The organism is Chryseolinea sp. T2, assembly GCF_037203685.1.
In the GTDB taxonomy this organism is placed as follows: Bacteria; Bacteroidota; Bacteroidia; order Cytophagales; family Cyclobacteriaceae; genus Chryseolinea.
This window is the reverse complement of the sequence record NZ_JBBCAU010000002.1, coordinates 698416-724556: the sequence shown is the minus strand read 5'-3', so window position 1 is coordinate 724556 and position 26141 is coordinate 698416. Positions and strand designations below refer to the sequence as shown.

Here is a 26141-nt window from a genome sequence, read left to right as displayed (position 1 = left end):
TCCTACGCGTCGCGCACAGCGATAAAACATCGCTCAGTGCTATTAATCAATGATCCCTAACGGGATCAAATGCTCAATTAACGGGATCGAATGCCAAATGCCAGCACCTACTCGTTCCTCAAACTATCCACCGGATTGGCCAACGCAGCTTTGATTGTCTGGTAGCCGACTGTGATCATGGCAACGGCAAAGGTCGTCACAATAGCCGTGGCGAAAATTTCCGTTCCGATCTCAATCCGATACTGGAAGTTTGCCAGCCAATTGTTCATCAGCCACCAGGCCAACGGGGCGGCTAACATGAAAGCCACGATGATCAACCGCGTAAATTCACGACCAAACAGCCACAGGATACTCTGTGCGCTTGCCCCTAGCACCTTGCGCACACCTACTTCCTTTGTTTTTTGCGCGGCCATGAACGACACGAGTCCGTACAGACCGAGGCAGCAAATGAAAATGGCAATGGCAGCAGACACCTGTATGAGACGCAGGATCATGCTATCCATTTCATAAAACCTGCCGATCTGATCATCAAGGAACTCGTATTCATATACCTGCTCCGGGAAAGTTCTCTTCCATAAGTCGCCGATTGCCTCTATAGAAGACGGCAACCTTGCCGCATTTAACTTAACTGCGAAATCGGAATACCATTCATTCGACGACACGATACAAAGCGGCTCAATTGCCTCATGAAACGACTGGTTGTGAAAATCTTTAACTACTCCTACGACAATTCCCTTGCGATTATTGAGGCCAATCTCAATCTTCTTTCCGAGGGCGTCGTCAGGAGTCTTTAAACCGAGCTTCGTTACTGCTGTTTCGTTGATGAGAAAATCGCGCACGGTATCAGAATGGTCGATGTTGCGTCCCGCGATGACCTGCAGGTTGAACGTTGGTACGTACTGATCGTCTGCGGCCTTCACAACAATATCGAAAGTCTCCTTCTCAGGCCGTGAATCGAAACCGAAACTTACGCTGGCCCAGTTGACCGACGCCGGGGCACGACTGCAAAACGTAACGGCCTCTATACCCGCAATGCGCGATAGTTCATTACGAAGTGAATTGATGACTGCCGTCTCGCGTTCAGGTACAGGAAACATCACTATGGCATCTTTCGTGAATCCCATGTCAGCTTGCCTGGCATAACGCATCTGACTTGCAATTACGATAGTTCCGATGATCAGCAACTGAGAGATGGCGAACTGCCCGACGACCAATCCTCTTCTCATTGTAAAGCCACCTGTGTGTTTTTGCGACAGTTTCCCTTTTAAGGCGAGCACGGGTTGAAATCCTGCCAGCACTAGCGCAGGATAGAAACCCGCGAAGAACGTCACGACCAGGAGCAGAACAGGCAGAAAGATCAGCAGCTCAGTGTCTTGAAGAATGTTATCGAATCCAGGAGGAAGTTTGAGCAGGCTGATCACGTAGGGTATGGCGAGTTGAGCAATCGCATAACCCGTCACGAGCGCCATGGCTGTAATCGTAATCGTCTCCGTCATGAACTGCCAGAAGACCTGGCTGCGCTGACTTCCCAATACCTTTCGCACTCCGATCTCTTTGGACCTCTTAAGCGCCTGAGCAGTCGCCAAATTTGTAAAGTTCACACACGCGGTAACAATCAGGAAGAGGCCAATCAATGCCAGCGCCCACAGATTTCCCTTTGATATATAGCCTCCCATCTCCGTATTGAAATGGAAGTCGGAAAGATGCTGAAGTTTAAACTGGAACATCTTTGCGTCGCGTTCATCATAATACTTTTCCGATAGTGCGGGAAACACTTTATCGACGTCGGACGCTGTGATGTTTGGCTTCAACAGAATAAAACAGTTCATTCCTCCGGCAAGTCCGGTCCAGCTGTCGCCAGCCAGCCAGTTGCTGTAATCTTTAAGGTTTCTATACGAAAGATAGATCTCATCGGTGCGGTCCGTATTGACAGGCATATCCTTGAGGACACCGACTACTTTATAGTCCCACTTGTTACTAACGCGAACCACCTGATTGATAGGATTCTCCTCTCCAAAAAACTTCCGGGCTACGCGCTGAGTGATGATGGCAGTATTGGGTTGTGCAAGCAGAGAATCTTTGCTGCCCTCGACCAATGGAAAGTCCATGATATCAAAGAAAGCTCCTTCTGCATAAGCGACATGCTCTTCAAATCGTCGGTTGTCTTCGGATGACGGGATAGAAACGAGCGTTTCGTCATCACTAAACACCATCGCTACCTTCTCGGCAAACGTGTAGTCGTTGCTGAACGCCTTGCCCATGGGTTGTGGCACGTTGGCTTCAACAGTCACTCCATCCTGATGAAACTCCGTAGTGATGCGATAGATACGGTCCTTCTTCGTATGGAACGTGTCAAAGCTCAAATGATGCTTCACGATGGCGAAAATGAGGATAGCACAAGCCAGACCCAGCCCCAGTCCCGTAACGTTTATTAATGAATATGTTTTGTTCCGATAGAGACTTCGTCTTGCGATTTTGAAATTGTTGCGTAGCATGTCGGTAAGGGCTGGTTGGGTGAATGGAGAAGGTTGCCGTTGAAACACTACCGTCCGGAGATACCGAAGCACCTCCCAGCTATACTGTCTCCTGGCTTTTGGTTCGCCGTCTCGTTGAACGCGCATACTGTATCGTTCATGCAGATCACCGAGGACTTCTTCCAGCAAGTGCGGCGGACAGTACTTCGTGATCAAACGATCCAACCAACGGGGAGGCTGAGGGCCTGGCGTATTCAACGACATAGCTATGCGATGTTTACGTTGGGCAATGAATGAGGAGCGATGCGGTCCCATAAGTTATTCCTCACGTCGCGGGCTTCACGCAGAACACGACTACCGGCAATCGTCACGGTGAAGATTCGTTTTCGCCGCCCGCCACGCTCGGCGGTAGCGTCGCCCATCTGTGAGGAGACGAGCCCTTTCTGTTCGAGTCGTTGCAGGGCAGCATGAACTGCTCCGGTGGTGATGGTCTTACCCGTTTGTTGTTCGAGTTCTTCGGCGATGACTACACTGTATGCCTGCGGGGTGAGCACGGCAACGGCAAGCAGCACCACTTCTTCAAACTCTCCAAGGTCGCTTCTTCTCATAGGTTTAACGGAACTAATTGTGGGATGACAGTATTACTTCCGTTTCTGTATGACAAATGGCTTGCCACTCTTAAAAAGCCCTAATTCGCCTGAAATTGGGGCTTTTGTTCTTCCTTTCTTAATGAGTGGTCTTTCGATTACGAACAGGAACGTCCGTTTTCAAACAGGTGAAAAAAGTCAGCTGAAATAACAGTTAATAAAAAGCCGACCCGTAATCAGCATCCGGCACGTCTCGCAACAGCGTAAACTACATTTCCGGAAACATAGATAGCAAACACTCTCGGATTTTGATTTGAAGAGCCAATAGTCAAAGGCATAATCGATGCTGTCATTGAATTGTCAACGCTGCCGTGAACCTTAACCCACGTTCTACCCATGTCAGATGACCTGAATATGCCATCCGGATGACCAACTATTAGATAGTTTCCAATTTGTTTGATGGATGAAATGTTGGGCGAAGGTAGAAGACCCGCATCAATGCGGTTCCATGTCTTCCCGGTGTCAAACGAGACATGTATACTTCTCGATTTGGTTTTTGTGTTGTAGGATATAGTGGCAAACCCACCATCGATACGTTCTACTGCGATACCAACACCACCTTCTCTGATCGCCCAATACCAATGTTCACCGTTGTCGGTGGAACGAATAATGCCACCTGAACTTGTTGCTATAAGCACGCCTTCCGATTCCACCAAATTTGAAACCCAGCCGTGCTCCATAACATGTTTCCAGCCTTTTCCTTTGTCGGCTGATTTGTAAAGTCCGCCTCCGCCACCCACGAGTATTGTACCATCAGATGTTTCAAAAACGGTTCCGATCCAGTTGCGTCTACTCTCACTCATTACCTCCCGAAAACCTGGATATACCGGCGACCACACTTCTCCCTCTGCAGGGTTCATCTTTTGATAAACCTGCACATTCCAACCGAACGCAGTGACGCCAGAAGGATTGAAGGCAACTGAACCATCAAAGGGATGATCTCCGGTGTATTGCGGATCAACATCGTTCTCTTTTTCCCAAACAGGAGTTTTAAGATTGCTTTTGCTGTAATACAGCTTATCGTTATAACGGAGATAGAGACCAGACTCGCCGGCGAAAAGTGCCGGCTCTTCATTTTCAGGCAAAGTATAACTGATGTCCTGCCACGTCTTTCCTCCGTCCATAGATTGGTACATAAGGTTCGTTGCTGCGGGCGTGGCATTAGGTTTATCCGAATGGCTTGCTGTGCTTGATTTTACATCCTTTGCCGGTGTTACCCGCGAATTTTCCGGGGTGGGTTCACCTGAAAAGAAGATCAGCAAAAAAGGTAGAAATGTCAGATGATGTAGATGCATAGTTTTCAGCTTTTGGTGAGCCGGCAGAACAAAAATATCGGTGCATCGGATCAGTTTTGTAATACGATTGTAAAACGATGTTAACGATTTGTAAAAAGATTGGGGGCTGGCAGCGGTGCGCTTTCACAAAATCTTAAACGCCATGTGCCCGTCGTTATCGTCATCAGTTTACGACTCCGGGAAGTAGCTTACTCTCCTTCTGAAGATTCTTTACCCTGGCCAATACCAGTCTTTTCAAGCCACTGTATGTGCATGTAGAAAGTTTTTACCGTTGAAGGCAATTGCTATCTTTAAGTCTGAACATGTTTTACAAAAGACTGTTGAGGTATTTAGGTTATGAATAGTGGACTATTGGGGGTAAGAATTGTTCTGTTAATACTTGGCAACTTGTCAGTATGATTCGGGCACTGAAGTACCAGGATAGCTTGAGATACTTCCACAAAAAAGCATGAGTATGATACTGAGAATGTGCTCATGGGCAGCATGATTCGCCAGGAAGCCAATCAATCTTAGATGAAGAAGAGTAATCAAAGCCCTTTTAAAGGAAATCCCCTGAGGAGTCATTTGGCTGGGATGACCTTTAAACTGCTGTTGTGCATAAGTCTTCTGCCTTCCTCTCGGTGCAGCAGTCCAATTGCTTCGGAGCAAGAAATTCCATATCAGGTTGACTCGTTAATTAATGTCTTCAAGCTGGAGGCGCTTAAGCGCGGAATAGTTTTAAATACTTCCCGCGAAGAGCTGAAGGTCGTCTTTGGAGAGTTAGGTACCAAAGGAGGAAGTTGCAGGCCAAATGACCGCCCGAAACTTGTTACACTAGACGCTTTGGCATGGAAGCTTGTTTCAATTCAGGCAAAGGAAATGCTACTCTTTCATGAGCTTGCTCATTGTCTCATTGGACGGCATCATGATAACGAGCGCCTGTCAACTGGTGAGTGCAAGAGTTGGATGCGAGAAAGCGATAAGGTGTGCATGATAAATGTGGTCAACCGGGATTGGCGAGACTACTATCTGAATGAGTTGTTTTCAAAATCGAAGAATGTCCCGGCCTGGTTCAATCCTGACCATCCGCCAGCTGCTGCCTGTGAATTGCTGTCGTCCGTTCCGTTGAAAGGCAATAGAGTTCACTTGCCAGATAGCTTAATGTTTTTGCAAACGTCGACCTGGAGGGCCGTCCTTGATTTGCCAGATATCGGGCCCAATGGCTACCTCTCCTTGCAAATCAACGAGTACTCTCTTGAGTTCTCCTACATCCATGCGTGGCCCGGCCATCCCGCAACAAGGCATGAGACTATAATGCTAAACCAATTTAAAACTCCAGAACATAATACCTTTACGAAGGACGAGTATCAAAGAACAGGTTGTGGCCGTCGGATCGTTATAGAAAAACTAAACTCTGCTGTTTATGTATTTTTTGATGAAACGCTGAAGCTTTGCATACCTATTCAACCTGGAAAATTCAGGTTGCAAGCATTCACAAACTTTCCAGATAACGAGCTAATGATTGAATTTTACCGGGTTAAAGAAATCTGAGCTGCGGAAATCTTCAGCCAGTTATAAGTTGGGAACGACTCGGTAAACAGGCGCGGTCGGTCAGCTCACTACCTTCGTGAAGGAATGATTAGCGCGTGACCATCCGCGACTTTAATTCATCGACGTTTGGAGGCTACGGAACTGAGCAATGATCTCCAGCAGGTCTTTCTTAACAATGAATACATCTTCACTCTTCGACGAGTTGTCCTGAAAAGTGAATTCAAGCCGGTAGATGCCTGGGGCAGGCACCAATAAACCAAAAACGCTTGGTGCACGGGATAGAGACGAGAATCCGACACGCTTGATTGAGTTGATTGGATAAGTTTTCGTGCTATTGAGAATTGAGAACAATGACCGCTTTATGAAATGCATTCCACTTTGATCCAGGGCAAGATCGTCAACTGGCAAGCCGATGAAGAAAAGTAGAAGTGGAATGATACATACAAGTAAAAGGTTAAACCCGTTTTGCATTTCGTGCAAATCAACGAGGTACAATACAAATACCGCTATCGAAAACTGAAGACATCGAAATGTCCATGTTTTTGTCTGCTCGAAATAGTTTGTTCGCGCAATAGATTTTGAGGTATTGTTCATAGGCAAAACGGCAAAGATGAATATACGACATTAAGCTCAATTTTAAAAGAGCCTCACCCTCACCGGACCCAACAGACCAGAAGGTAACAACGGACTGTCCGGACGATAGAACGGCATCGTTGTGTAGGTAGTCTTTGTGGCGCCGGGCTGTGCGTCACCGATCAAACGGTTAACCCATAGATTGGTTACCCGGATCTCGAGCGTGTTTTCACCCTTCTTAAGATCCTTAATTCGTAAAGAAAAGGGCGTCTTCCACGCGATCCCCTGCGACTTACCGTTCACCAACACTTCTGCTATATTCTTTACATCACCAAGATCGATGTATCCGCCACCAGCCTCAGGAGAAACAAAGGTGGTCTTGTAGGTTGCAGTGCCTGAGAAATATTTGATTCCGGGATCATTATTATCTGTAAGTGACTTCAGGTCCTTTAACTCGGCCTTTGCAGGTGCTCCTTTGCCGGCTGGGAAGCTGACCTGCCAGCTTCCATTGACTTCGATGCTGTGACGTTCCTTTACTTCCGGCTTTTTGTAAGACAGGCTGGTAGTTGGTGCACCGAAGACAATAAACATCGCATCCCATGACTCAAACCTCAACGGTACCACTGTACGTCCGTCTTTGATCTCATAGGAAACTTTGGAAGTTTCTCCCGTCATTGGATTCCACAGTTCAGGTTCTTTTCCTGTAACCCGAAAGCTGAGGGTTGCAGTGGTGGGTTGTGCGCTCCGGCTATTGAGCCAATAGATTTCCTGGTCGGCCGTGCGCCGGTGGACGTACAAAACTTCTGATGATGCCCCATCAACAATTACATCCTGGGGAATTTTTAACCGCTGCAACGTCTGCTCTATGGGCCCGGACGAAACATTGGGAAGAGACCACACCTCCGCAGCCATCGACTGAAAATCGGCATCGCTATCGGACAGGCTGGGCGAGCCAACCGGCTTCGCTCCTATCACGCTCACGCCGGCCCTAGCCAGGTCGCGGACCTTCTTTAATATGGGAAGCGTCATCAGCCTGGCGCTCGGGTCGAGGGCCAGCACGTTGTAAGTCATTCCCGACGGGGTCACCAGTTTTCCTTCCTTAACAACAATAACTTCTTTGAGCGCCGTGGCGTTTACAAAATCAAACTCATACCCACGCGGGATAACGGGTAACTTTTCGCTGCAAAGCTGCGTGATGTTGTTATTCTCGCCATAGTAGTAAAGTATATCGGCAACGCATTTGCCCTGCTGCAGCATCTGCGAACTTCGCGACAGGTAGTCGATCCATGGCTTCGCTTGTCCGGCCCAGGTCTCATGGCGTGTGAACCATTGTCCGAAGGGACCGAGCCCTAGTCCCGGTTGTTTATCATCCAGCGGTTGATGCACCGAAGTGTGTATGATGAAGCGATTGACGCCTGACGCCAGCTCCATGTCGGCGGTCCGCTTCAATTGTTCGGGTGAATAGCCAAATGTGTTCCTGATTGCCGTTAGAGACTCCGCTGCTACAATATTTTGTCCGTAGATGTGCGCGACCGATGCTGATTCCCGAATGTCAGCACGACTTCTCACCTCTTCATCGGGACCTTCTGCGAGACTTCCCGGTGTCCACATAGCCGACATAGGAATATCGGCATTGCGTTTTACGTCCATCCCATCGGCGAGGTAAATACGTTTGTCTTCGTGTGACTCCGTATACCGTTTCATGCCGCGACTATGAAGTATGTCTCCTATGGCATCGTAATGATTTTGAGCAATTAATTCACCGATGGTTTTTCTAAAATCCCAAAGAAACTTTTCGCTCTCAGCACCGCTCTTCACTACTCTGCCTGTTAAGACCGGTAGCCATGTCGTGATATCATAGCCGCGTCTCTTTTTGAATTCCTCTGGTAATGTTTTAGTCCAGGTCATGTGACCCGCTTCATAACTATCGAGCACCATATGGGTTAGTCCTTTCGTTCCCATCATGCCGCCGGAAGCGTCCTTGTACATGTCCAGATACGTCTCCATGTAACGTGTCACCGCTGGCTTATCCAGCTTGTCAACCTCCAGTCCCGTTGCCTCAGGTGAGGCCGGATGATTTTGGCGGCCGGTCAACGAGTATCCGAATCTCAGTATACACCAGTTGCCCGGAGGAGCGTCCCACGTCAGTGTACCATCGCTTTTCATTTTGCCCGTAAGATCAGTTACTACCATGATGTTCTCTTTGTCGGAATAGTTAGCGGTATTGATCATACCATTTTCCTTCCAGGGGGAAAAACCTGCTTTGTCTTCGAACTGATCAATCCGGTCTGTCAGATATATAACAAATTCAGAAACCTGTACCCCTTCCGGTTTCGGAGGAGTTGTTGTGCCACCCATCATGGCAGCAAACGGGTTGGGAGCGCTCATCAGCGTTTTATACACCAACCGAAAATACTTTGACGTTGTCGGCTGGATGCTCACCGTATTTTGTGAGACGATGCTCCCAGACACCTTAGCCACTTCTTTGAAATTAACGCCATCATCACTTGCCTGAAGTGAGCGGTTTAAAGGTCCGCCACGGAAATCTTCGAGAGGCATGTGATAAGCACCTGACACCGTAAATGCCTTCACGGTTTGTGGCGTATCAAACGTGTATTGAATCCAGATTTCCTCGCCGTCCTTACCCGGCGGCAGCTCGTGACTATTTATCAGATTGCCATCAGTGAGATCCTGCAAAGAAAACGAGCCACCACTCGAAGTGATCTTCGGATTCAAACTGGTTATGAGTTTGTCATTGGCTGTTAGTTTGAACGCGATCACTGCAGCATCTTCATAAAACGTTGGAAGTGGTCCACCTGATCCACCGAGGATAGTAGAAGCAGTAGCTTCATAATTTTGAATTTTGCCGGTCGTGTGTGATGGCTCCGGCAATTTATTATTGAATGTTTTACCACCGTGTACGTAGGTTTCCGTCCACACGTACTTCTTCATGCCGTCCGCCGGCTTGACCCAGGGTCCGCCCGTCACGCTCCATCCAGGCGATCCGGCAATCGCCAATTCCAGCTGGAGCGAATCGGCAACTTTAACGGCGTAACGAAATGCGTCTTTCCAGGCCGGCGTCATGAATGTGAGCCTGTCTTTAACAATCTGAGGTGTGGCGAGGCTTGCATCAAAATTCTGTGCTCCTGCCACGCCGATCTGCTTCAACCAGGAGAGATCTTTTCTGATACCATCCTTCGTGATGTTGCCATTCATCCAATGCCACCATACGCGAGGTCTCGCCGTGGATGGCGGACTGACAAATCCATCGATCAATGACTGTTGATTTACGGTCTGACTATGCGCGTCAGCAAAGAGAAAGATCGCATAAATACATAGCAGATACCGAAGAGGTGTTGGTCGAAGCGGGAGGCTCATTTATGAAATGGTTGTGAGTAAGTGCCCTTTGTGTCTAATGGTTTCGGAAGAGTTTTACTTCCGATTCCATGAACAAGATTCCGAACTGCATGAGCAAAACTGTCCTGATCCGTGCTGCGCGGGGGAATAAATATCGATCGATCTCGTTGCGTGCTTTGCGCGTCGGGGATGAATTGTGTTTCATCGTTGACGTCAGCGCGAAGCGCGGGAATATCGAAAACAATCTGTGCTAATGATCTGTGATCCCTACGGGATCAATTGCTACGGGATCAATTACTACCGGATCAATTACTCGTTAGCAAGATTCTCTACCGGGTTTTCCAGGGCCGTTCTCAAGACCTGAGACATAATAATCGATAACCCGAGCAGAAAAAGTCCGGCGAAGGACAGCAATGGAATCAGCACGCCGAGCTGAATGCGATTGGCAAAGTTCATCAGGAACAGCTCCGATCCTATCCAGGCGATAGGAATAGCAATTCCTCCGGCAATGATGAGCAACGATGCAAATCCCTTTGACAAAATATATAACAGATGACGAACACTAGCTCCGATTACTTTTCTGATACTGATTTCCTTTCGTCTGGTCTCTACGTTATAAACCACCAGACCCAGCAGTCCCAGACAAGTAATTGAAATGGCCATAAAAGTAATCACGCCAAGCATGCTGACCGATCCCATCTCTCCGTATCGTTGCTGATGTCGTTCCTTTAACCAAAAGATATCCGGTACCGCTTCTGGTGAAATACGTTTAAGTATTTGCCTGACACTGGTCTCTGTGTTTGCCCGCGCCTGTTTGTCGACCACAAGGTTGACGACTCTATTTGAATTCATCCGATGTCTCAGCACGAGTGGCCGATAGGAAATTCCCACGCCTTCACTGTAAAAATTCTTTATCACGGCCGAGATCGTAACCTTTATCGAATCGTCGAGCACGACCCGCTCGCCGACAGCCTGCTGAATATCCCTTATTCCAAAAAGATTAACGGCTGCCTCGTTCACAATTATTTCACGTTCAGCAACGGGTTCGATGACGTCGAAATTTCTTCCGGATAAGATCTTCAAATTCGAAACTTCGACAATACCTTCGTCGACGAAGAAGTAATTTATAGTAAACGGAGATTTTTCTCTGACGTTTACCTGTACCCTACCCGTTGCGTGACCTCCAAAGTTATCAGACGCGGCGGCGACAGCCTTTACTCCATTAATCCTCACAAATTCCGACTTCAGAGCAACATAATCTTTTCTGTTTGTCGCTACGCTGAGCACGTCGTCCATCCTGAAGCCCGGGTCAACGCTTTCCATAAATGAAAACTGCGAGTGAAAGACCATCATAAAAATCAGTACGATCAGCGAGATGCAGAACTGGAAAACGATCAAGCCTTTCCTCAACGACATGGAACCCATGATTTTCTCAGTCGTCAGCTTACGCAACATTTCTATTGCCTTAAATGATGAGAGTATCAGTGCCGGCAGTAATCCACCCAGGACTCCCACGAAGGTTGTAAACGTTACAACAAAAATAATTTCGGTCACATCCAACGGATCTTCAGGTGAGCTAAAGATGGCAGCGTCGTATAACAGGCTTTCAATGATCAGTGCAAATCCCAGCGCCAGGTATGAAACCAAAAGTGCTTCGGCTATTTGTTGTGTAAATACCTGCTTTCGGCTTGCGCCATTAATTTTCCGGACGCCAATTTCTTTGGTTCGTGATAGTGACCGTGCCAGCGTAAGGTTTGTATAGTTAAAGCAGGCTGCAACTACGATAACCAGTCCGACTGCAATTTCCGCCATCAGTTTTCCCCAGGTGGTTGGAGATCCTATATCGTTCCCAATTTCATCCGAACCAGGAGAGACCGATGTCAGCGGCTGAGTCTCAAATGATAGTGTTCCGTTGTTTGAAGAGCTATTGATTTTCTTGCCAATGGATTCCAGGACTGAGTTCAGCTGCGAGATATGTGCGTTCGGGCCGAGCAATACGTAAGTGTACGCCGATTGAAATGTGTTCCAGCTAGTAAGATTTTGCGGTAGCAAATGGACGTTCTCCAGCATTGCAATTGTGGCTTCTGACAGGAAAACGTCAAATCGAATATGCGTACCGTAGTCCGGCTGTTTGATTACACCCGATACGATAAAAGATCCCAATGTTTCGAAGGTTAACGTCTGGCCTACCGGATCGATGTCGCCAAAAAACTTCTTTGCCGTTTCGCCGGAAATAATGGCTGACCTCGCTTCAGAGAGCGCTGCTTCATTAACACCAGATTGTAAAGACAACCCCATTGTCGACAGAAATGAAGGGCCTGTAAAGGCAGTGGATACGGTTATTCTTTTCCCCGCTGCTGAGGCCTCCTCTGTTACTGAAGGGTACAGGCGAACAACTCTTTCAATGCCTAACTGGCCCTCGAGTGATTCTTTAAGAGGTAGCGGAGTGCTCGCCAGTGTCCAGTTGCCCTTTTCGCCGGATTGTATGTGTGATAGTAACCTGTAAATGTCATGCCGGTTGGGATTGAATGTTTCAAAGCGCAAGACGCCAATAACATGTCGCATAATCACAAGTCCCAGGGCAATGCTCAGACTCAGACCAAACACGTTGATAAATGAGAACAATCTATGGCGCACAATGGATCGCCAGGCAACGAGGAAGTAGCTTCGAATCATGTTGGCAGGGACAATGAAAATATCGTTCCAAGATAACGCTTCGTAATGAGCAATTTTACGGCATTGTGTAAGAAGCCCATCCCACATTTGAACATAAGCGGCCGTTGGTGGACAGTTATGTTTTTGTCTTCTCCTGAGAAATAGCCAAAGCTGTCCCACAGAAACACATACAAGTGAGCGAGCCAACGAAGTTTCCACCCTCGTTCCATTCCGGATAGAGGATCGTGTAATACAGGTGAAGCATCAGCAACCAGATGAAAAGATTTAAGGATAGCAGCAGCATGATCGTCCTTACTTTGAATCCGCTGAAAATACTGATCGCGGAACCCATCAGTGCAACGCCGCCGATATAGGTCCAGAATTGCGGAAACGGAATATACTTTGGAACGATGTTGCTGATCCCTTGCAGGTTGTTGTAATGACCGATCGCGAAATTGTATAGCATGATTGCGAAAAGATATTTGCCAAGCGGGGCCAGCCTTTCCAGCCATTGCATCAGCCTGTTATTGTTATTGTATGGTGGTGAATTGATTGTGGAGATCACCAGGAACCCGCCAGCCAGGGCGATCATTTTATTGGTGTCGACCCAGTAATTATTGAAAGAGCCACTAGTTAAAGACCACGGCAAATGCCCGAAGACGAATAGTCCGGCAAACACCACTCCCATCACCAGCGACAGGGTATTAAACTTCCTTCCGATTGTTATCAGCACACCCGACGCTGTCAGCATCAGACCGGTTGCGTATCCGATAAATGAAAGGCCTGGCGGAATGTCTGTTAGTTCGGGAAGAATAATTGGGCGGATTCCGGGGAAAAAGAAGTGCATGATTCCGAGTCCCGCTATGCCGACTCCGAAAAAAACGCGACCGATGGTAAGGTATGTATTCATGTGATTGTGATTTAACATTCGTAAAGAAGTTGTGGCGAGGCTGGAATGCACGGACAAAAGCCAGGCAAAAGCCAACAAAGTCCAGCAAGTGTGCATCCTTCGCGCGTCTTTCACTGTCTATGGAAAAGGTTGACGTAACTTTCTTTTGTACGAAGTCGCTGATTAGTTTTAATGGTAACTATGGACGAGCAGGGTTTAATAAAGGCAGGGATCCTCGAGATTTTCGGCGACAACGGATTCGCGGATGTTACCACCATGACGCAACGGGATTTCGATCACATCAGCGAGCAGCTGAGGCAGAAATCGGGGATCCTGATCAGTGGAACGACCATCAAGCGACTCGCCTACGGAGAGTTCAGCAGGTTGCCACAAATAGCTACTCTCAATGCGATCGCGAGCTACTTTGATTACAAGACCTGGCAGGATTATAAGTCAGACAAAATCAGAAATGAGCAGGTGAACACGCCTGCAAGGGAGGCGGTAGATGAACCAGCGGAGGCCGTCAGCACAAGTCGACAAAGTATAACGAGAAACAAGGCGGGCAAGGCAAGGGCCTTAATGTTTTTAAAATATTTGCCGGCCTTTCTTTCTGTCATCGTCATTGCCGGCCTTTATTTTTTCGGGGCCACGAAAGCACCTGTTGAGCATGCTGAGAAGGCGACATTTTCGTTTAAGAAGAACACCTCGAACGATATTCCCAATTCAGTAGTATTCACATATAACATTGATTCGGTTAAGGCCGACAGCTTTTTTATTCAGCAATCATGGGATATAAATCGCAGGGTACGAATTTACAAAAACAAATACACGATCACCGATATCTACTACGAACCAGGTTATCACGTTGCAAAACTTATTGCTAACGACTCGGCTATACGGGAAGTCGATGTCAGTATTCCGACGGATCGCTGGTTTCTTTATGCAATAGATAACGTGGCAAAGTATACACCCGAGTATGTCAGGACAGAACGTTTTGCAGATCATGGCACCCTTGGTCTTGAGATCAGCCAGCTGCTGGAGAACAAAATTGATATCACCAAAGACAAACGGTACCATTACGTCTACTTCCCCAGTCACGTTGATATACCAAGCGATAATTTCAGTTTCAAGACCAGAGTTCGTATGCGGGACGTGAGACCAACGACTTGTCCATACATAGAACTGGAACTCTTCTGTCAGAGGTCGTTTATGGTTTTGAGGAGCACGACAAAGGGGTGTGCGCACGAGGCATTCATGACGTTTGGCGAGCAGGTGGTTCGGGGAAAGGATACTGATCTGGTGCCTATAGCGTTTGACGTGAGTCAATGGACGGACATAGAAATATTGGTGAACAATAAAGTAGTAACTATCAAGATAAATGACAAGATCGCGTATTCGACGCACTTCACAACCGACACAAGGTATCTTACCGGTCTCGGCTATATTTCAAATGGCTTAGTAGAAGTAGACGCCACGGAATTGGCAGGCCACGACGGAAAAGTGTTGTATGAAAGCACCTTTGAAAACACAGAACCTTAAACAGGTCAGCCAGGCACCGCGTGGACGCCAGGTCACGTTGGTCACCGGCATTTTAAGTCAATGTGACGGACCATCATATAGAGGTCATGATTGGGGAGAATGAAAACTGAAAAAGGGACCATTTCGGTCCCTTTCCCTCACGCCCAGGTGTTGTATTCTTACATTATCTATTGTCGCGCGGATTGGTGCCGCCATGAGGATCCTTCATTGCTTTACCATCTTTATCGAAATAGTAATTCTTAGTCGACGTACCAGTACCGGTACTCAGGTAATAACCGTTGCCATTGTTCTGGCGATAGAGTTTGCCATTTTCCCAACCTTTGTATTGGTCGCCCTGGAGCGTGGTCCGAAGCGATGCAGGAAGATCTGATGACTGCACCTGCGAATAGTCTTTTACATTGAACTGATCGCTGGGTTGCTGATTCGGAGATTGAGGCTGCTGGCTCTGTGATTGAGGTTGTTGTTTTGTGCTCGTTGTATCCTGCTGAGCGAAAGCAGCGGCAGAAGCACTTACTATAAGTGCTGCCGTGAATAGATGTTTGAATTCCATGGTTAGTCTTTTTATACAACTAACCAAAAGGTATGCCCTGGATTTCAAAGGCCTTGCCATTAGGCATGGGTCGTAATGCAAGGATAAATTAACATGCTAAGCCAAATGTCGTGGTAGAATTGGGGAATTAACAAACTATGGTGCCGGTATTGTTCTACAGGGCGACTGCATCATCCACACCTGGATTTCAATCACGCGTATCGGCAAACGATCGTATCGCCTCGACACTTAACCTGTCGTTCAGGCGTTCAGAATAGTGAACACTATCGATTATCAGTCCTTCACGGATGAGAAACTCTGCCGGCATCGTGCTGAATGATTCTCCCGACTTCATCATGTGTATCGGCACGCCCGCCGATGATGCCTTCATCGCTGTCTGCACGAAAGTAGTCAAATGACTTAGAGCCGATTTTCCTATTGACGGCTCTAACCCGTACGTTTTATACCATTTCTTCTCCGGATCGGCAATTAATGGGATTGGCGACACCTCCTGATGGAAGGTGCTTCTCAATAGCTGACTGCTCTTCGATTCAAAGAAGAATATCATCTTCAATCCTTTGCCGAGCATCTCAGCGTGGACCTTAGTGAGTGCGTGTACCCTCAAGTTGCAAAAAGGACACCCAGCATGCCGAAAGAAACCAATCAGGATTTTGTTGTTCCGATACTGCTCCAGGTCGATTGTCCGGCCATAGATGTCAGGCAGGTTGAACAACGGCGCCGGAAGATTCTGTTGTAGCCTCATGGATCGTTACTATGAATTGTTAATATCGATGTTCCCAGAGAGTGCCTGATCTGTGTTCCTCACTTCTGGTTACAAAGACCATAATACTCTGCAAGATAGCTGGCACCTCGCGCTTTTAGCTGGACAAATCGATGACTGACCTAAGTAACGGACAAAGGATATCCGCTAGTTGTTGATCACAATCCTCAAACCCGAGGTCTTACCTGTTCCCGAAACAACTAGCATGTACACGCCATTGTTAAAATTACTGGTGGTTATCGACATCTCAGACGAGTGCGTGTACTCCTGATAGATAATCCGTCCATCCTGTGCGATGATTTTGATATCGGCGCCATCGGAAAAGTCAGGAGGCAATTTAAGCATGAAGTTCTCTTTCGCCGGATTCGGATAAAGCTTCAGGGCGTGCTCGCTTTCGTCACCAATGGCCGTTATGGAACCGATTTCTAACGTACGGCTTACTGGCAACGCAGCGCTGTACGTTGAATTCCCATTCTGCGCGGCAGTGATGGTTGTCGTTCCTGCTCCAACGATGATCACCCGGGAGCCATCAACTTCAGCAACATCTTCATTACTGCTCGTAAATACAACGGGCAATCCTGAACTGGCTGACGCATTCAGTTGAAATGAAGGATCGCCTACCATTTTCGAAGGAAGGTTTTCGAAGGTTATTGTTTGCGCTGACTTTACAAGTTCAACGGTAACGTCCAACCTGGCTGTCGACTCGCATCCATCCACAGCCTGAGTTGCAAAGTAATGAGCACCATTGATGAGCACTGCCGATGTCACTAGTACCGAGCCCTCTGTAGCTGCATCGTACCAGACAATTTGATTTCCGGTGGCCTTAAGGCTTGCCACGGTGGCACCGACGGGTAGCTGTTGCGTTGCATTTCCTGTTGGTGGCTCAGTTGCACAGATCACAACGGCGGGCCTTGTCGAGAACAACCAGCTTTTGTCGGAGATGCCTGGAACAGCGTTACCGGAAAGGTCCACAAACGTTCCATTATCGAGTTGTACGTACAAAGAAGTATTGGGTGGTAATGCTGAGGGCAGCGTGATCGTTACCGGTGCGTCAGTTACCGAGGTGTTGTCGGCGGTGAGTTGTAGCGAGGTAATTTCTGCGTCTGTCGTGGCATTAAAGATTCGAAAAGTACCGGTATTCAGCAGTACAGCCTCTGAAAAAACAAAGCCGAATGTTGTTCCGGTGCTGACTTCCGATGCTCCATTCGCGGGAACTGTTGATATCAATACGGGTTCTTCGACATCCGGAGTGGTCAGCTCTACCATAACAGCCAGCCGACTACCTGACACGCACGCTCCCACTGTCTGAGTGGCATAGTAAATCTTGCCATCGACCAACTCGTGGCCTACAGGCAGAGGCAATCCGCCATTATCTTCTTCAAACCAGGAAATTCCAGGACCTGACGGAACCAGATCTTCGACCTTAGCTCCAGTTGCAAGTATCTGCAAGGCATCGCCCGCCGGTGGTCCCGGATCGGTTAAGTTAACAACTACGCTTAAGCTGGTGGATTCGCAATCTCCCACCAACAACGAAGCAAAGTATTGCTTGCCGTCGATCAGGCGATCGCTGATATTTAAAGGTGCTCCACCGGAAGAAGACTCATACCAGGACACTCCATCAAATGATGGTTTCAGGTCTTCAACCGTTGCACCGATACAAAATGTTTGCTGTTGACTTCCTGCCATCGTCGCCGACCCTGATTCACCCACGACTTCGGCTCTCTTACACGACTCCACACCATTGATCGTCTGTGTAGCATAAAAGCGTGAACCGTCGTTCAACAGATACGACGAAGGTACCTGTTCACCCGTAGTCCAGCTGTACCATTTGATGTTTATGCCTTGCATAGGCAATTCAGCCAACGTCAACTTTCGGCCGCATGTGAATTGCTTTGCGGGAAGCGGAAGCGGATCATACTCGATGGGCAGTATTTTGTTGATGCCTAACTCGCCCCGGTCGTTGGAACCCCAGAGCCATAACCTTCCGTCCTGCGCCAGCGCGACGCTGTGACCTCCTCCTCCATGAACGCTCTTCCAGTTGGCTGCAGAGCCTGCCTGTTTGGGTGTTAAAATATTACCGCCAATATAACGTCCGGCGCCTGTGGCACCCGTTGCGTCATAGCCCCAGCCCCAAAGAGTACCATCCTGCCGGATCGCCAGGGTGTGCATTCCTCCTACGGCCGCTGTCTGCCACAATGATGTACCAATCTTTACAGGCCGGTTTTTTGAAATAGTGGTACCGTCACCCAATTGTCCAAAGGCGTTATCACCCCAGGTCCACAGCGAGCCATCGTTCTTAATAGCGACAGAACTTGAACCCCCCGAAGAAACGAAGGCCCAGTCTGTGTCAGACCCGACCCGCGTCGGAACGCGCGTATTGTTGTTAGTGCCATTTCCCAACTGCCCCTTATCATTCAGACCCCAGGCCCACAGCGAACCATCGGTCTTGATAGCTATTGTAAAACGATACCCGTTCGAAACGGATTTCCAGTCCGAATCCGTACCCACGCGAGTGGGTGCAGACATCGCCGTGAACGTACCGTTACCTTGCTGGCCTACACTGTTATCGGATCCCCACATCCAAAGTGTGCCATCATTTTTGATTGCTCCCGAGTGGTACGTTGCTGCATAACCGTAGGTCGTGATCGACGCCCAATCCTGAGCCGTACCAATTTTTACGGCAGGCAATTGCCCCGTGTTCCAGTAGTACATTTCACCGTCGCGCTGCAAACCCATACTCCACTCACCTCCGGTTACAACTGTAAGCCAGTCGTCGGCGATCTCGGTACGCCGGGGCACGTAGCGATATGTAGGACTCGAAGGATTGACGTACTCGTCGCCCCACACCCAGAGTGTTCCGTCTGAGCGTATAGCCATGGTGTTGCCACTTCCCGCGCTCGCGGACAGCCAGGATTCACCAAGCAGCGGAACCGGCGCAGGCGTAGTTTTAACGGTGAGTACCACTGGCGTACGAACCGTAGATTCCCCACATGCAGCGAGCTGGGACGCATAGTAAGTAGTGCCACTGATGATCGTTGTATTGAGAGGTAGCTTCGTACCTCCGCTGGGAGCTGAATACCAATTGACGTTGGCCACCAGATAGCCAATGGGGGTTCCCTCACAAACGGGAAAATCATTGAGTGCCGGAGCGGGTATTACAATTTGTGAAAAGGTCACCTTCAACCGATCTGAAGACTCACACGAACTTGCAGTCTGTGACGCGTAATAATGCATGCCGTCGACAAGCACCACGTTCGGGTTCAACAGCGCGCCGCCAACGGCCGCGCTGTACCATTTGATGTCTGTGCCATCCACGATCAACGCGCTAAGCTTGCTGCCTGCGCACAGCGTCTGCACTGCATCGCCTAAAGGTGCAGGCGTAATGGTGGTATTAATTGAAACGTTGACATCGAGCCTTACGAAAGACTCGCATCCTGCGATTGTCTGGCTGGCGTAATAATGTGTTCCGTTGGTCAATGCCATATTTTGGGGAACGGGTGTGCCGCCTGATGGGGTAAGATACCATTGGACTGATGTGCCGGTTACATCAAGGTTAGCAACGGTAGCGGTACTGCAAAATGACTGGTCCGAAGCGCCTGCGGGCGCAACCGTCGTCACACTCTTCGGAACGTCTATTGCGCCCAGCTCGCCATTGCCCACCTCACCCCAGTTATTGTCTCCGAAGCCCCATAGGGTCCCGTCTGTTTTGAAAGCAAAGGAGTGGCGTTCTCCAGAAGCAACACTTGTCCAGTCTGACGCGAGCCCGATACGCGTGGGAAGAGAGCGGCTATTGTCACTGGGACCGAAGCCGAATTTTCCGATAATCCAACCCCAGGCCCACATGGTGTTGTCGGATTTTATGGCCACCATGTTGTCGATACCAGTGTCGACAGACTTCCAGTTGTTTCCCGTGCCGACCTGCGTAGGTATATGGCGTTCGTTATAGTCGCCGAGACCGAGTTGACCCATCTGATTGTTACCCCATACCCACAGGGTTCCGTCTGTCTTGATGGCCGCAGAAAAATCGTAGCCTGCATACACGAGTGCCCAATTGGTATCAGTACCTATCCTTGCCGGCGTACTTTTATTGTCGATCGTGCCGTCGCCCAGCTCGCCATAAAGGTTGGAACCCCATGCCCAGAGAGAACCGTCGGTGCGTATAGCCAGGGTGTGATTTCCACCGCCAGATACCAGTTTCCAGTCCGAGGCTGCGCCAACACGGGTTGGAACAAATGCTGTTCCTGCAAATCCAAGCTGACCGTAAAAGTTGTCACCCCAGGCCCACAAACTTCCATCAGTCTTAATTGCCAAAGAGAACGTGCGTCCGGCGGTAACAAGCTTCCAGTTCGTCTCGGTTCCCCGGCGCGACGGTATGATTACTTTCGATGATACAGTTCCAGTGCCGATCTGTCCCCATTGGTTTTCGCCCCACGACCATAAGGTTCCATCGGTCTTGATGGCAAGCGTATGATTTCCGCCGGCGTCGATCAACTTCCAGTCGGAAGCAGTGCCTATTCGAATGGCAGCCTGCGAATAGGTGATAGAGCCATCGCCCAGCTGAGAGCTTCCATTAAAACCCCAGCCCCACAGGGAGCCATCGGGCCTTAGTGCAACGGTGTGGCTAACACCGGCGGAGACGCTTTGCCAGCATTGGGCATGAACGTAACAGCTAACAAATAGCAGGAGGAGAAAGAGGGAGTTTTTCATCACAACGTGATTACAGGCAAGTTTACACTGCAAAATCCGTATTCACCAACAACAAGTCTGCCATCGCGCGTATTAAACGATACGTCGCGTTGCAGTACTTTTGATTCCCACAATCATAGCTTGAATTTCCCTGAATGGGACCAGTGAGCTTATCGCGTATGGCGATAAGGTTGTCATTGTGCGGGCGCTATGCAGTCAATATGGAAACCATTGCCAATTCCTTTGAACGGTTCTTGCAGGCGACCCTCTTTCCATAGAAAACTTCCATCGTAGTGATCACTGTAGTTCCTTCCGCTGATGATCACTTCGCTGTTAATGATAACCATTCCACTAACGTCCGATCTGGATACCGCACCCGTCTCCAAAGGAGTTATGTCGCCGTTCTTCCAATAAACGGCTTGTGTGCCGTTCTGCCCTGCCAGATAGATGTCGCTTCCAACTACTTCCACTTCTGTTGCAACAGAGGCGACGCTACCGCGCGTCAGTACTGTACCCACGCCGTTCTTCCAAACTTTCGCGTGAGCACGACGATCACTATCGAATTTATATCCGGCGAAGTAAACATCGTTCCCCGACACTGCAATGTCTTCCGCCATTTCATTGGCATCCTCAGGGATATGCTTTATCCGTTCTCCGTTCTTCCAGTGCGTGATCAGAATCGTATCATTATCAAAAATTTTATTCAGCGCTCGTCCTACAATGTGGACGTCTGAGCCAGAAACAGCTATTGCTGTGGGACGGGAATAAGGTTCTTTCCCTGGCAGGGAGTGCAGCTCTCCATTCTTCCAATAAATCGGAAACGACTTTTCACCCACATCTTCAAATCCGGCGATGTACATATCGTTGCCGGCAAATGCAATGGCTGTTGGCGTCTGATTTGCGCTGATGTTTGACAATTTGAACATCCTGCCATTCTTCCAATAGACAGGACCGCGATAAGTTTTGTCGTCGTTGAAATATCCGACGGTATACGCATCCCCTCCCGAAGCTGCGCCATCAGTAAAGTACATCAGGTAGCCTTCAACGTCGTGCATCTTTCCGTCTTTCCAATACACGGATGAAAGGTCGTGACTGCCAAATACAAAGAAACCGTCCTGACGAAGGAAATCTTCGTCGCGATCGTTACAACCTGCAGAGATCACCAGTATAAAAAGGCAAGTTCGACTGAGGTGTTTCAAAGTGATCATGACTAACGGAGGTCATCGTGGCAACCGGATTAACTTCACAGGATTACCCAGGAGTACTAAGATACCAAATCTAATTTCAAAAGGCGAGCATTCAACACTTCCCAATCGGCGTAATTCAAGATCATAGCTATTTCCCGGCCGTGCCTTGACGCCCACCGCAAAAAACTTTAGATTACCGGATACAATACCCACGCCGCATGCCCATTTACATGGATCGCCATGACATCTCCGACGAGATCACCGCAGAACACCTGGCGCGGATGCATCAGGCAGATCTCAAAATCGAGCACCTGTACGGTTGCCGCGGGATGACCTACTGGTGCGATGAAAAGAGAAAGCTCGCCTTCTGCCTGGTGGAGGCGCCAAACAGCAAGGCCCTCGAAGACATGCACATTCACGCGCATGGCGGCTATCCGCACAAAATCATCGAAGTCGATGCCTCCATTGTCGAGACGTTCCTGGGCAGGATCGAAGACCCGGTCAACACCAAAAACACAGAACTCAACATTATCGACGATCCGGCCTTCAGAACGCTGATGGCAATCACAATAGAAAAGACACCATCGAAAAAGACAGACAAGGAAGTACTGGCCGAAGCGATTAAACAGACCAATCGATCACTTGAACAAACGATTACCAAGTTTCAGGGTCGGATCGTCTCCCATAAGGACGATTGTATTTTAGCTTCATTTGAATCGGTAACCAACGCGGTGTTATGTACCCTCGAAAGTCAGGCGATACCGGACACTACGTCGCAGGGCCGCCATCTAAAAATGAAGATGGGATTGAGCGCCGGTGTACCGGTTACTGATAAAAAGAACCTCTTTGAGGACACGATAAAGATGTCGAGGTACCTGAGTGAGATCGGTCGGGGAAACATCACGGTGACATCGGAGGTGAAAGACATTTTTGAGGGTGAAAACTTTAATAGAACTATTGATAAGTCCATCGTTGTGCTTGATTTAAACAGTGAAAAGTTTCTCAAATTATTGATGGATTATTTTGAGAAAGAATGGAACAATCCTTCGCTGAGTGTCGAAAAGTTGAGTGCGGAATTAGGTTTGAGCAAATCCCAAGCGAACCGGAAATTAAAATCGTTAACTGATAAGTCGCCAAATCAATTCATTCAGGAGATCAGACTTCAAAAGGCACTGGTTTCGATCAAATTAAACAATCAGACCATTTCAGAAATCGCATATGAGTCGGGGTTCACGAGCCCCACCTATTTCTCCCGCGCGTTTAAGAAACGATTCGGGCTCTCACCCAGCGAATTTGTCCTAAGTCCGGCGTAGATACTGATGTCACCTCGCCCATGGCTCATTTGTACTAACATTTGAATCAAAAGTGAACGACAACCATATGGAGATGTTCTAAGTTTGTTTAATCCAAACGGCCCCTAACCGATGTGAGAACGTCATGGCCGGATGCCTCAGATTCAATAACCGTAAATTCACTCAATCATGACGAACAATATGAATCTCCAACACAACGTGTCTGAGTTAGCTGACATGGCAACTGAAAAAATGAATTTAAATAAGATCCTCGCGGAGATCGGTCCTGAAATTGAAAAGGAGGGTTTAGTCTGTGATGCAGAGAACAAGTTTGCCGAAAAAAACTTTAGCCTCCTGAAGTCAAAAGGCATATACAAGGCCCTGATCCCTACCGAACTCGGAGGAGGCGGTGTACCTTATTCTGAACTTTGTCATTTCCTGAGAGACCTGGCTCAATATTGTCCCTCTACATCGTTGGCCCTGTCGATGCATATGCACCTGATTTCGGTGCTGGTATTCAAACATATGAACGGTGATGCGGCTGCAACGAAGACGCTACAGGCCGTGGTAGAAAAGAATCTTGTCCTCTTAAGCACCGGCGGCGGTGACTGGGTTTCATCCAATGGATCAGCGCGAAAAGTCGATGGCGGTTATCGCATTACCTGCGTGAAACCCTTTTGCAGTGGATCGCCTATCGCCAACGTTGCAGTGATGAGCTGCGCTTACGATGATGGAACGAAAGAACATGTTATCCATTTTTCTGCTCCCATGAATTCTGAAGGCATCGAGATCATCAACGATTGGAATGCGATGGGCATGAGAGGCACCGGATCCAATTCGGTTCGATTTTCAGATGTATTTATTCCGGACGAAAAGATCACGCTCATCCGTGAGAGAGGGAAGTGGCATCCTGTGTGGGATGTAGTTGCCACGTTGGCCTTTCCGGTTTTCATATCTCCGTATGCAGGCATCGTTGAAGCAATTGCAAAAAAGACCATAGCGATCGTTACCAATAGAGGTAAACATGATCCCTATATCCTGTCAAGTCTGGGTGACATGCATAACCACTACCAGATCACGCGTATGGCCCTTGATACGCTAATAGACAATGCGAAGAACTTAGTCTTAAAACCGAACAGCCATTCGGCGTCCGTCGCACTTCAGTCAAAATCCATTATCACCGAGCACGGTCGGCAGTGTGCGCAGTCGGCGATGGAGGCTTTAGGCGGCTATTCCTATTATCACAAAGCGGGTATTGAGCGCCTTTATCGAGACTTGCTGGCCGGTGAATTCCATCCTATGCAAGCGAGCAAACAAAGAGAAATGCTGGGCAATTTTCTCGTTGGAAAAACGCTGGCAGGGTAGCTAAGAACGAAGCGCCCACGATCTTATCTGCGTCGAAAGGCCGCTTAATGATTGATCGGTGCTTCGATCACCACAAACCGCGAAGTCTCAAGTGTCTTGATTTCAATTGCACCTTCATCCCAAATTCCGATGCTGGTTCGCTGGCCGATTCGTTTCCCATCAATTTCCAGACTTCCGGTCATTACAAAAATGAAAACACATTTGTTAAGCGGATTGAGTGCGTACGTAAGAGACTGGCCACCATCATAAGATCCAAGACTTATTCTTGCGTTCTGATTTATCCAGCAATGTGCCTGTCCTTCTTCATTGCTCACTACTGTTGCGAGACTGTTCTTTCTTTTCTCCTCCGGAAAGAACCGTCTTTGATATCGGGGCGTAATATTCTGTAGTTTAGGTTCGATCCATATCTGCAGAAAATTCACCTGATCCTCACCTACATTGTGCTCTTCATGTCGCAGTCCACTTCCTGCGCTCATGATCTGCACCCAATCTTTTGTAACGACTTCTCTATGACCCATTGAATCGATGTGATTCATTGTTCCGGCCAGCATAATAGAAATGATCTCCATGTTGCTGTGAGGATGTAGACCAAAACCATTTTTGGGTTCAACGAAGTCGTCGTTAAAAGTATGCAGGAGACCAAATCCATTCTGAACCGGATTATAATAGTTAGAGAAGCTGAACGTGAAATTGCTTTTCAACCATCCCTGATCCTTAACTCCCCGTTGCTCCGGTGTGATTACAACACTCTTCATCTTATTCGATAATTATGAATGACCCAAATGATCCTACGCACTATGCGCGGATCAATTGTATTTCAGCAAGCAGCTTAACTTCTTCACCAACCAATACCCCACCGGTTTCTAGTGCAGCATTCCAGTTAAGTCCAAAGTCGGTTCGTTTGATTTTACCGCTTACTGTAAAACCAGCCTTTTTATTTCCCCAGGGATCCTTACCAATACCTCCAAATTCAACATCAAACTTAACGGGCTTAGTTACCCCAGCGAAAGTAAGATCTCCGGTGAGTATATATTCATTTTCGTCTTTAAGCTCAAGCTTACGGGAGATGAACTTTACCTGGGGATTCGCTTCACCGTTAAAGAAGTCTGCCGACTTCAGGTGGTTGTCGCGATCGGTGTTGCCGGTATTTATTGAATTGATATCGGCAGTAAATGAAATTTCAGATTTGGTAAAATCTTCGCCTTCTGTTTCAACATCAGCGGAGAATTTCTGAAAGGATCCTGACACATTGCTGATCATCATGTGTTTTACTTTGAAAGTCACCTCGCTGTGCGCGGTATCCAGGTTCCATTTTGTGGTCGTTTTTGTTGCTGTTTCCATT

Annotated in this window: 17 protein-coding genes; 4 read left to right on the top strand and 13 right to left on the bottom strand. The window is 48.2% G+C overall.

Features of this window, described 5'->3' with window-relative positions; genetic code table 11:
- Positions 1 to 107: 107 nt before the first annotated feature.
- The 3 genes from WBG78_RS07870 to WBG78_RS07860 all read right to left on the bottom strand — a co-directional run bounded on the left by WBG78_RS07870 (position 108) and on the right by WBG78_RS07860 (position 4416).
- Entirely contained in the window at positions 108 to 2738 is a 2631-nt protein-coding gene (locus WBG78_RS07870; protein ID WP_337325853.1) for an ABC transporter permease, read from the bottom strand.
- Positions 2739 to 2740: 2 nt separating this feature from the next.
- Positions 2741 to 3082, bottom strand: coding sequence for a PadR family transcriptional regulator (locus WBG78_RS07865; RefSeq protein ID WP_337325852.1), 342 nt, complete (start codon positions 3080 to 3082; stop codon positions 2741 to 2743).
- Between the two features lie 215 nt (positions 3083 to 3297).
- Positions 3298 to 4416, bottom strand: coding sequence for a WD40/YVTN/BNR-like repeat-containing protein (locus WBG78_RS07860; RefSeq protein ID WP_337325851.1), 1119 nt, complete (start codon positions 4414 to 4416; stop codon positions 3298 to 3300).
- A 513-nt stretch (positions 4417 to 4929) separates the two neighbouring features.
- Here WBG78_RS07860 and WBG78_RS07855 point away from each other — a divergent pair.
- Positions 4930 to 5946 (top strand): hypothetical protein, encoded by a 1017-nt coding sequence (locus WBG78_RS07855; protein ID WP_337325850.1) that lies wholly within the window; start codon positions 4930 to 4932, stop codon positions 5944 to 5946.
- Positions 5947 to 6057: 111 nt separating this feature from the next.
- Here WBG78_RS07855 and WBG78_RS07850 read toward each other — a convergent pair whose 3' ends face one another.
- The 4 genes from WBG78_RS07850 to WBG78_RS07835 all read right to left on the bottom strand — a co-directional run bounded on the left by WBG78_RS07850 (position 6058) and on the right by WBG78_RS07835 (position 13441).
- Positions 6058 to 6540, bottom strand: coding sequence for a hypothetical protein (locus WBG78_RS07850; RefSeq protein WP_337325849.1), 483 nt, complete (start codon positions 6538 to 6540; stop codon positions 6058 to 6060).
- 42 nt (positions 6541 to 6582) lie between these two features.
- Positions 6583 to 9897 (bottom strand): glycosyl hydrolase, encoded by a 3315-nt coding sequence (locus WBG78_RS07845; RefSeq protein ID WP_337325848.1) that lies wholly within the window; start codon positions 9895 to 9897, stop codon positions 6583 to 6585.
- A 288-nt stretch (positions 9898 to 10185) separates the two neighbouring features.
- Positions 10186 to 12552 carry an ABC transporter permease gene (locus tag WBG78_RS07840; RefSeq protein WP_337325847.1) on the bottom strand — a complete coding sequence of 789 codons (2367 nt, stop codon included), beginning with the start codon at positions 12550 to 12552 and terminating at the stop codon, positions 10186 to 10188.
- Positions 12553 to 12667: 115 nt separating this feature from the next.
- A complete protein-coding gene (locus WBG78_RS07835) occupies positions 12668 to 13441 on the bottom strand; it encodes a hypothetical protein (protein WP_337325846.1) in 774 nt (257 codons plus the stop codon).
- 180 nt (positions 13442 to 13621) lie between these two features.
- Here WBG78_RS07835 and WBG78_RS07830 point away from each other — a divergent pair, with 180 nt between their 5' ends.
- On the top strand, positions 13622 to 14959 hold the full coding sequence (locus WBG78_RS07830) for a hypothetical protein (RefSeq protein ID WP_337325845.1): 1338 nt from the start codon (positions 13622 to 13624) through the stop codon (positions 14957 to 14959).
- Between the two features lie 163 nt (positions 14960 to 15122).
- On the opposite strand, the gene WBG78_RS07825 is transcribed toward WBG78_RS07830, so the two are convergent.
- The 4 genes from WBG78_RS07825 to WBG78_RS07810 form a co-directional block, all read right to left on the bottom strand.
- Positions 15123 to 15509, bottom strand: a complete 387-nt coding sequence (locus WBG78_RS07825) for a hypothetical protein (protein ID WP_337325844.1) — start codon at positions 15507 to 15509, stop codon at positions 15123 to 15125.
- 187 nt (positions 15510 to 15696) lie between these two features.
- Positions 15697 to 16251: a peroxiredoxin-like family protein gene (locus WBG78_RS07820; RefSeq protein WP_337325843.1), complete on the bottom strand. Its 555-nt coding sequence runs from the start codon at positions 16249 to 16251 to the stop codon at positions 15697 to 15699.
- A 165-nt stretch (positions 16252 to 16416) separates the two neighbouring features.
- Positions 16417 to 20976, bottom strand: a complete 4560-nt coding sequence (locus WBG78_RS07815) for an RCC1 domain-containing protein (RefSeq protein ID WP_337325842.1) — start codon at positions 20974 to 20976, stop codon at positions 16417 to 16419.
- A gap of 173 nt (positions 20977 to 21149) precedes the next feature.
- Positions 21150 to 22163: a hypothetical protein gene (locus tag WBG78_RS07810; RefSeq protein WP_337325841.1), complete on the bottom strand. Its 1014-nt coding sequence runs from the start codon at positions 22161 to 22163 to the stop codon at positions 21150 to 21152.
- Positions 22164 to 22360: 197 nt separating this feature from the next.
- On the opposite strand from WBG78_RS07810, the gene WBG78_RS07805 reads away from it, so the two are divergent.
- Both WBG78_RS07805 and WBG78_RS07800 read left to right on the top strand, forming a co-directional pair.
- Positions 22361 to 23455: a nickel-binding protein gene (locus WBG78_RS07805; RefSeq protein ID WP_337325840.1), complete on the top strand. Its 1095-nt coding sequence runs from the start codon at positions 22361 to 22363 to the stop codon at positions 23453 to 23455.
- 168 nt (positions 23456 to 23623) lie between these two features.
- Complete coding sequence (locus WBG78_RS07800; RefSeq protein ID WP_337325839.1) at positions 23624 to 24799, top strand: acyl-CoA dehydrogenase family protein; 1176 nt, start codon at positions 23624 to 23626, stop codon at positions 24797 to 24799.
- A 44-nt stretch (positions 24800 to 24843) separates the two neighbouring features.
- Here the strand turns inward: WBG78_RS07800 and WBG78_RS07795 are convergent, their stop codons facing one another.
- Both WBG78_RS07795 and WBG78_RS07790 read right to left on the bottom strand, forming a co-directional pair.
- Positions 24844 to 25554, bottom strand: coding sequence for a pirin family protein (locus WBG78_RS07795; protein WP_337325838.1), 711 nt, complete (start codon positions 25552 to 25554; stop codon positions 24844 to 24846).
- 40 nt (positions 25555 to 25594) lie between these two features.
- Positions 25595 to 26140 (bottom strand): YceI family protein, encoded by a 546-nt coding sequence (locus tag WBG78_RS07790; protein ID WP_337325837.1) that lies wholly within the window; start codon positions 26138 to 26140, stop codon positions 25595 to 25597.
- Position 26141 lies beyond the last annotated feature (1 nt).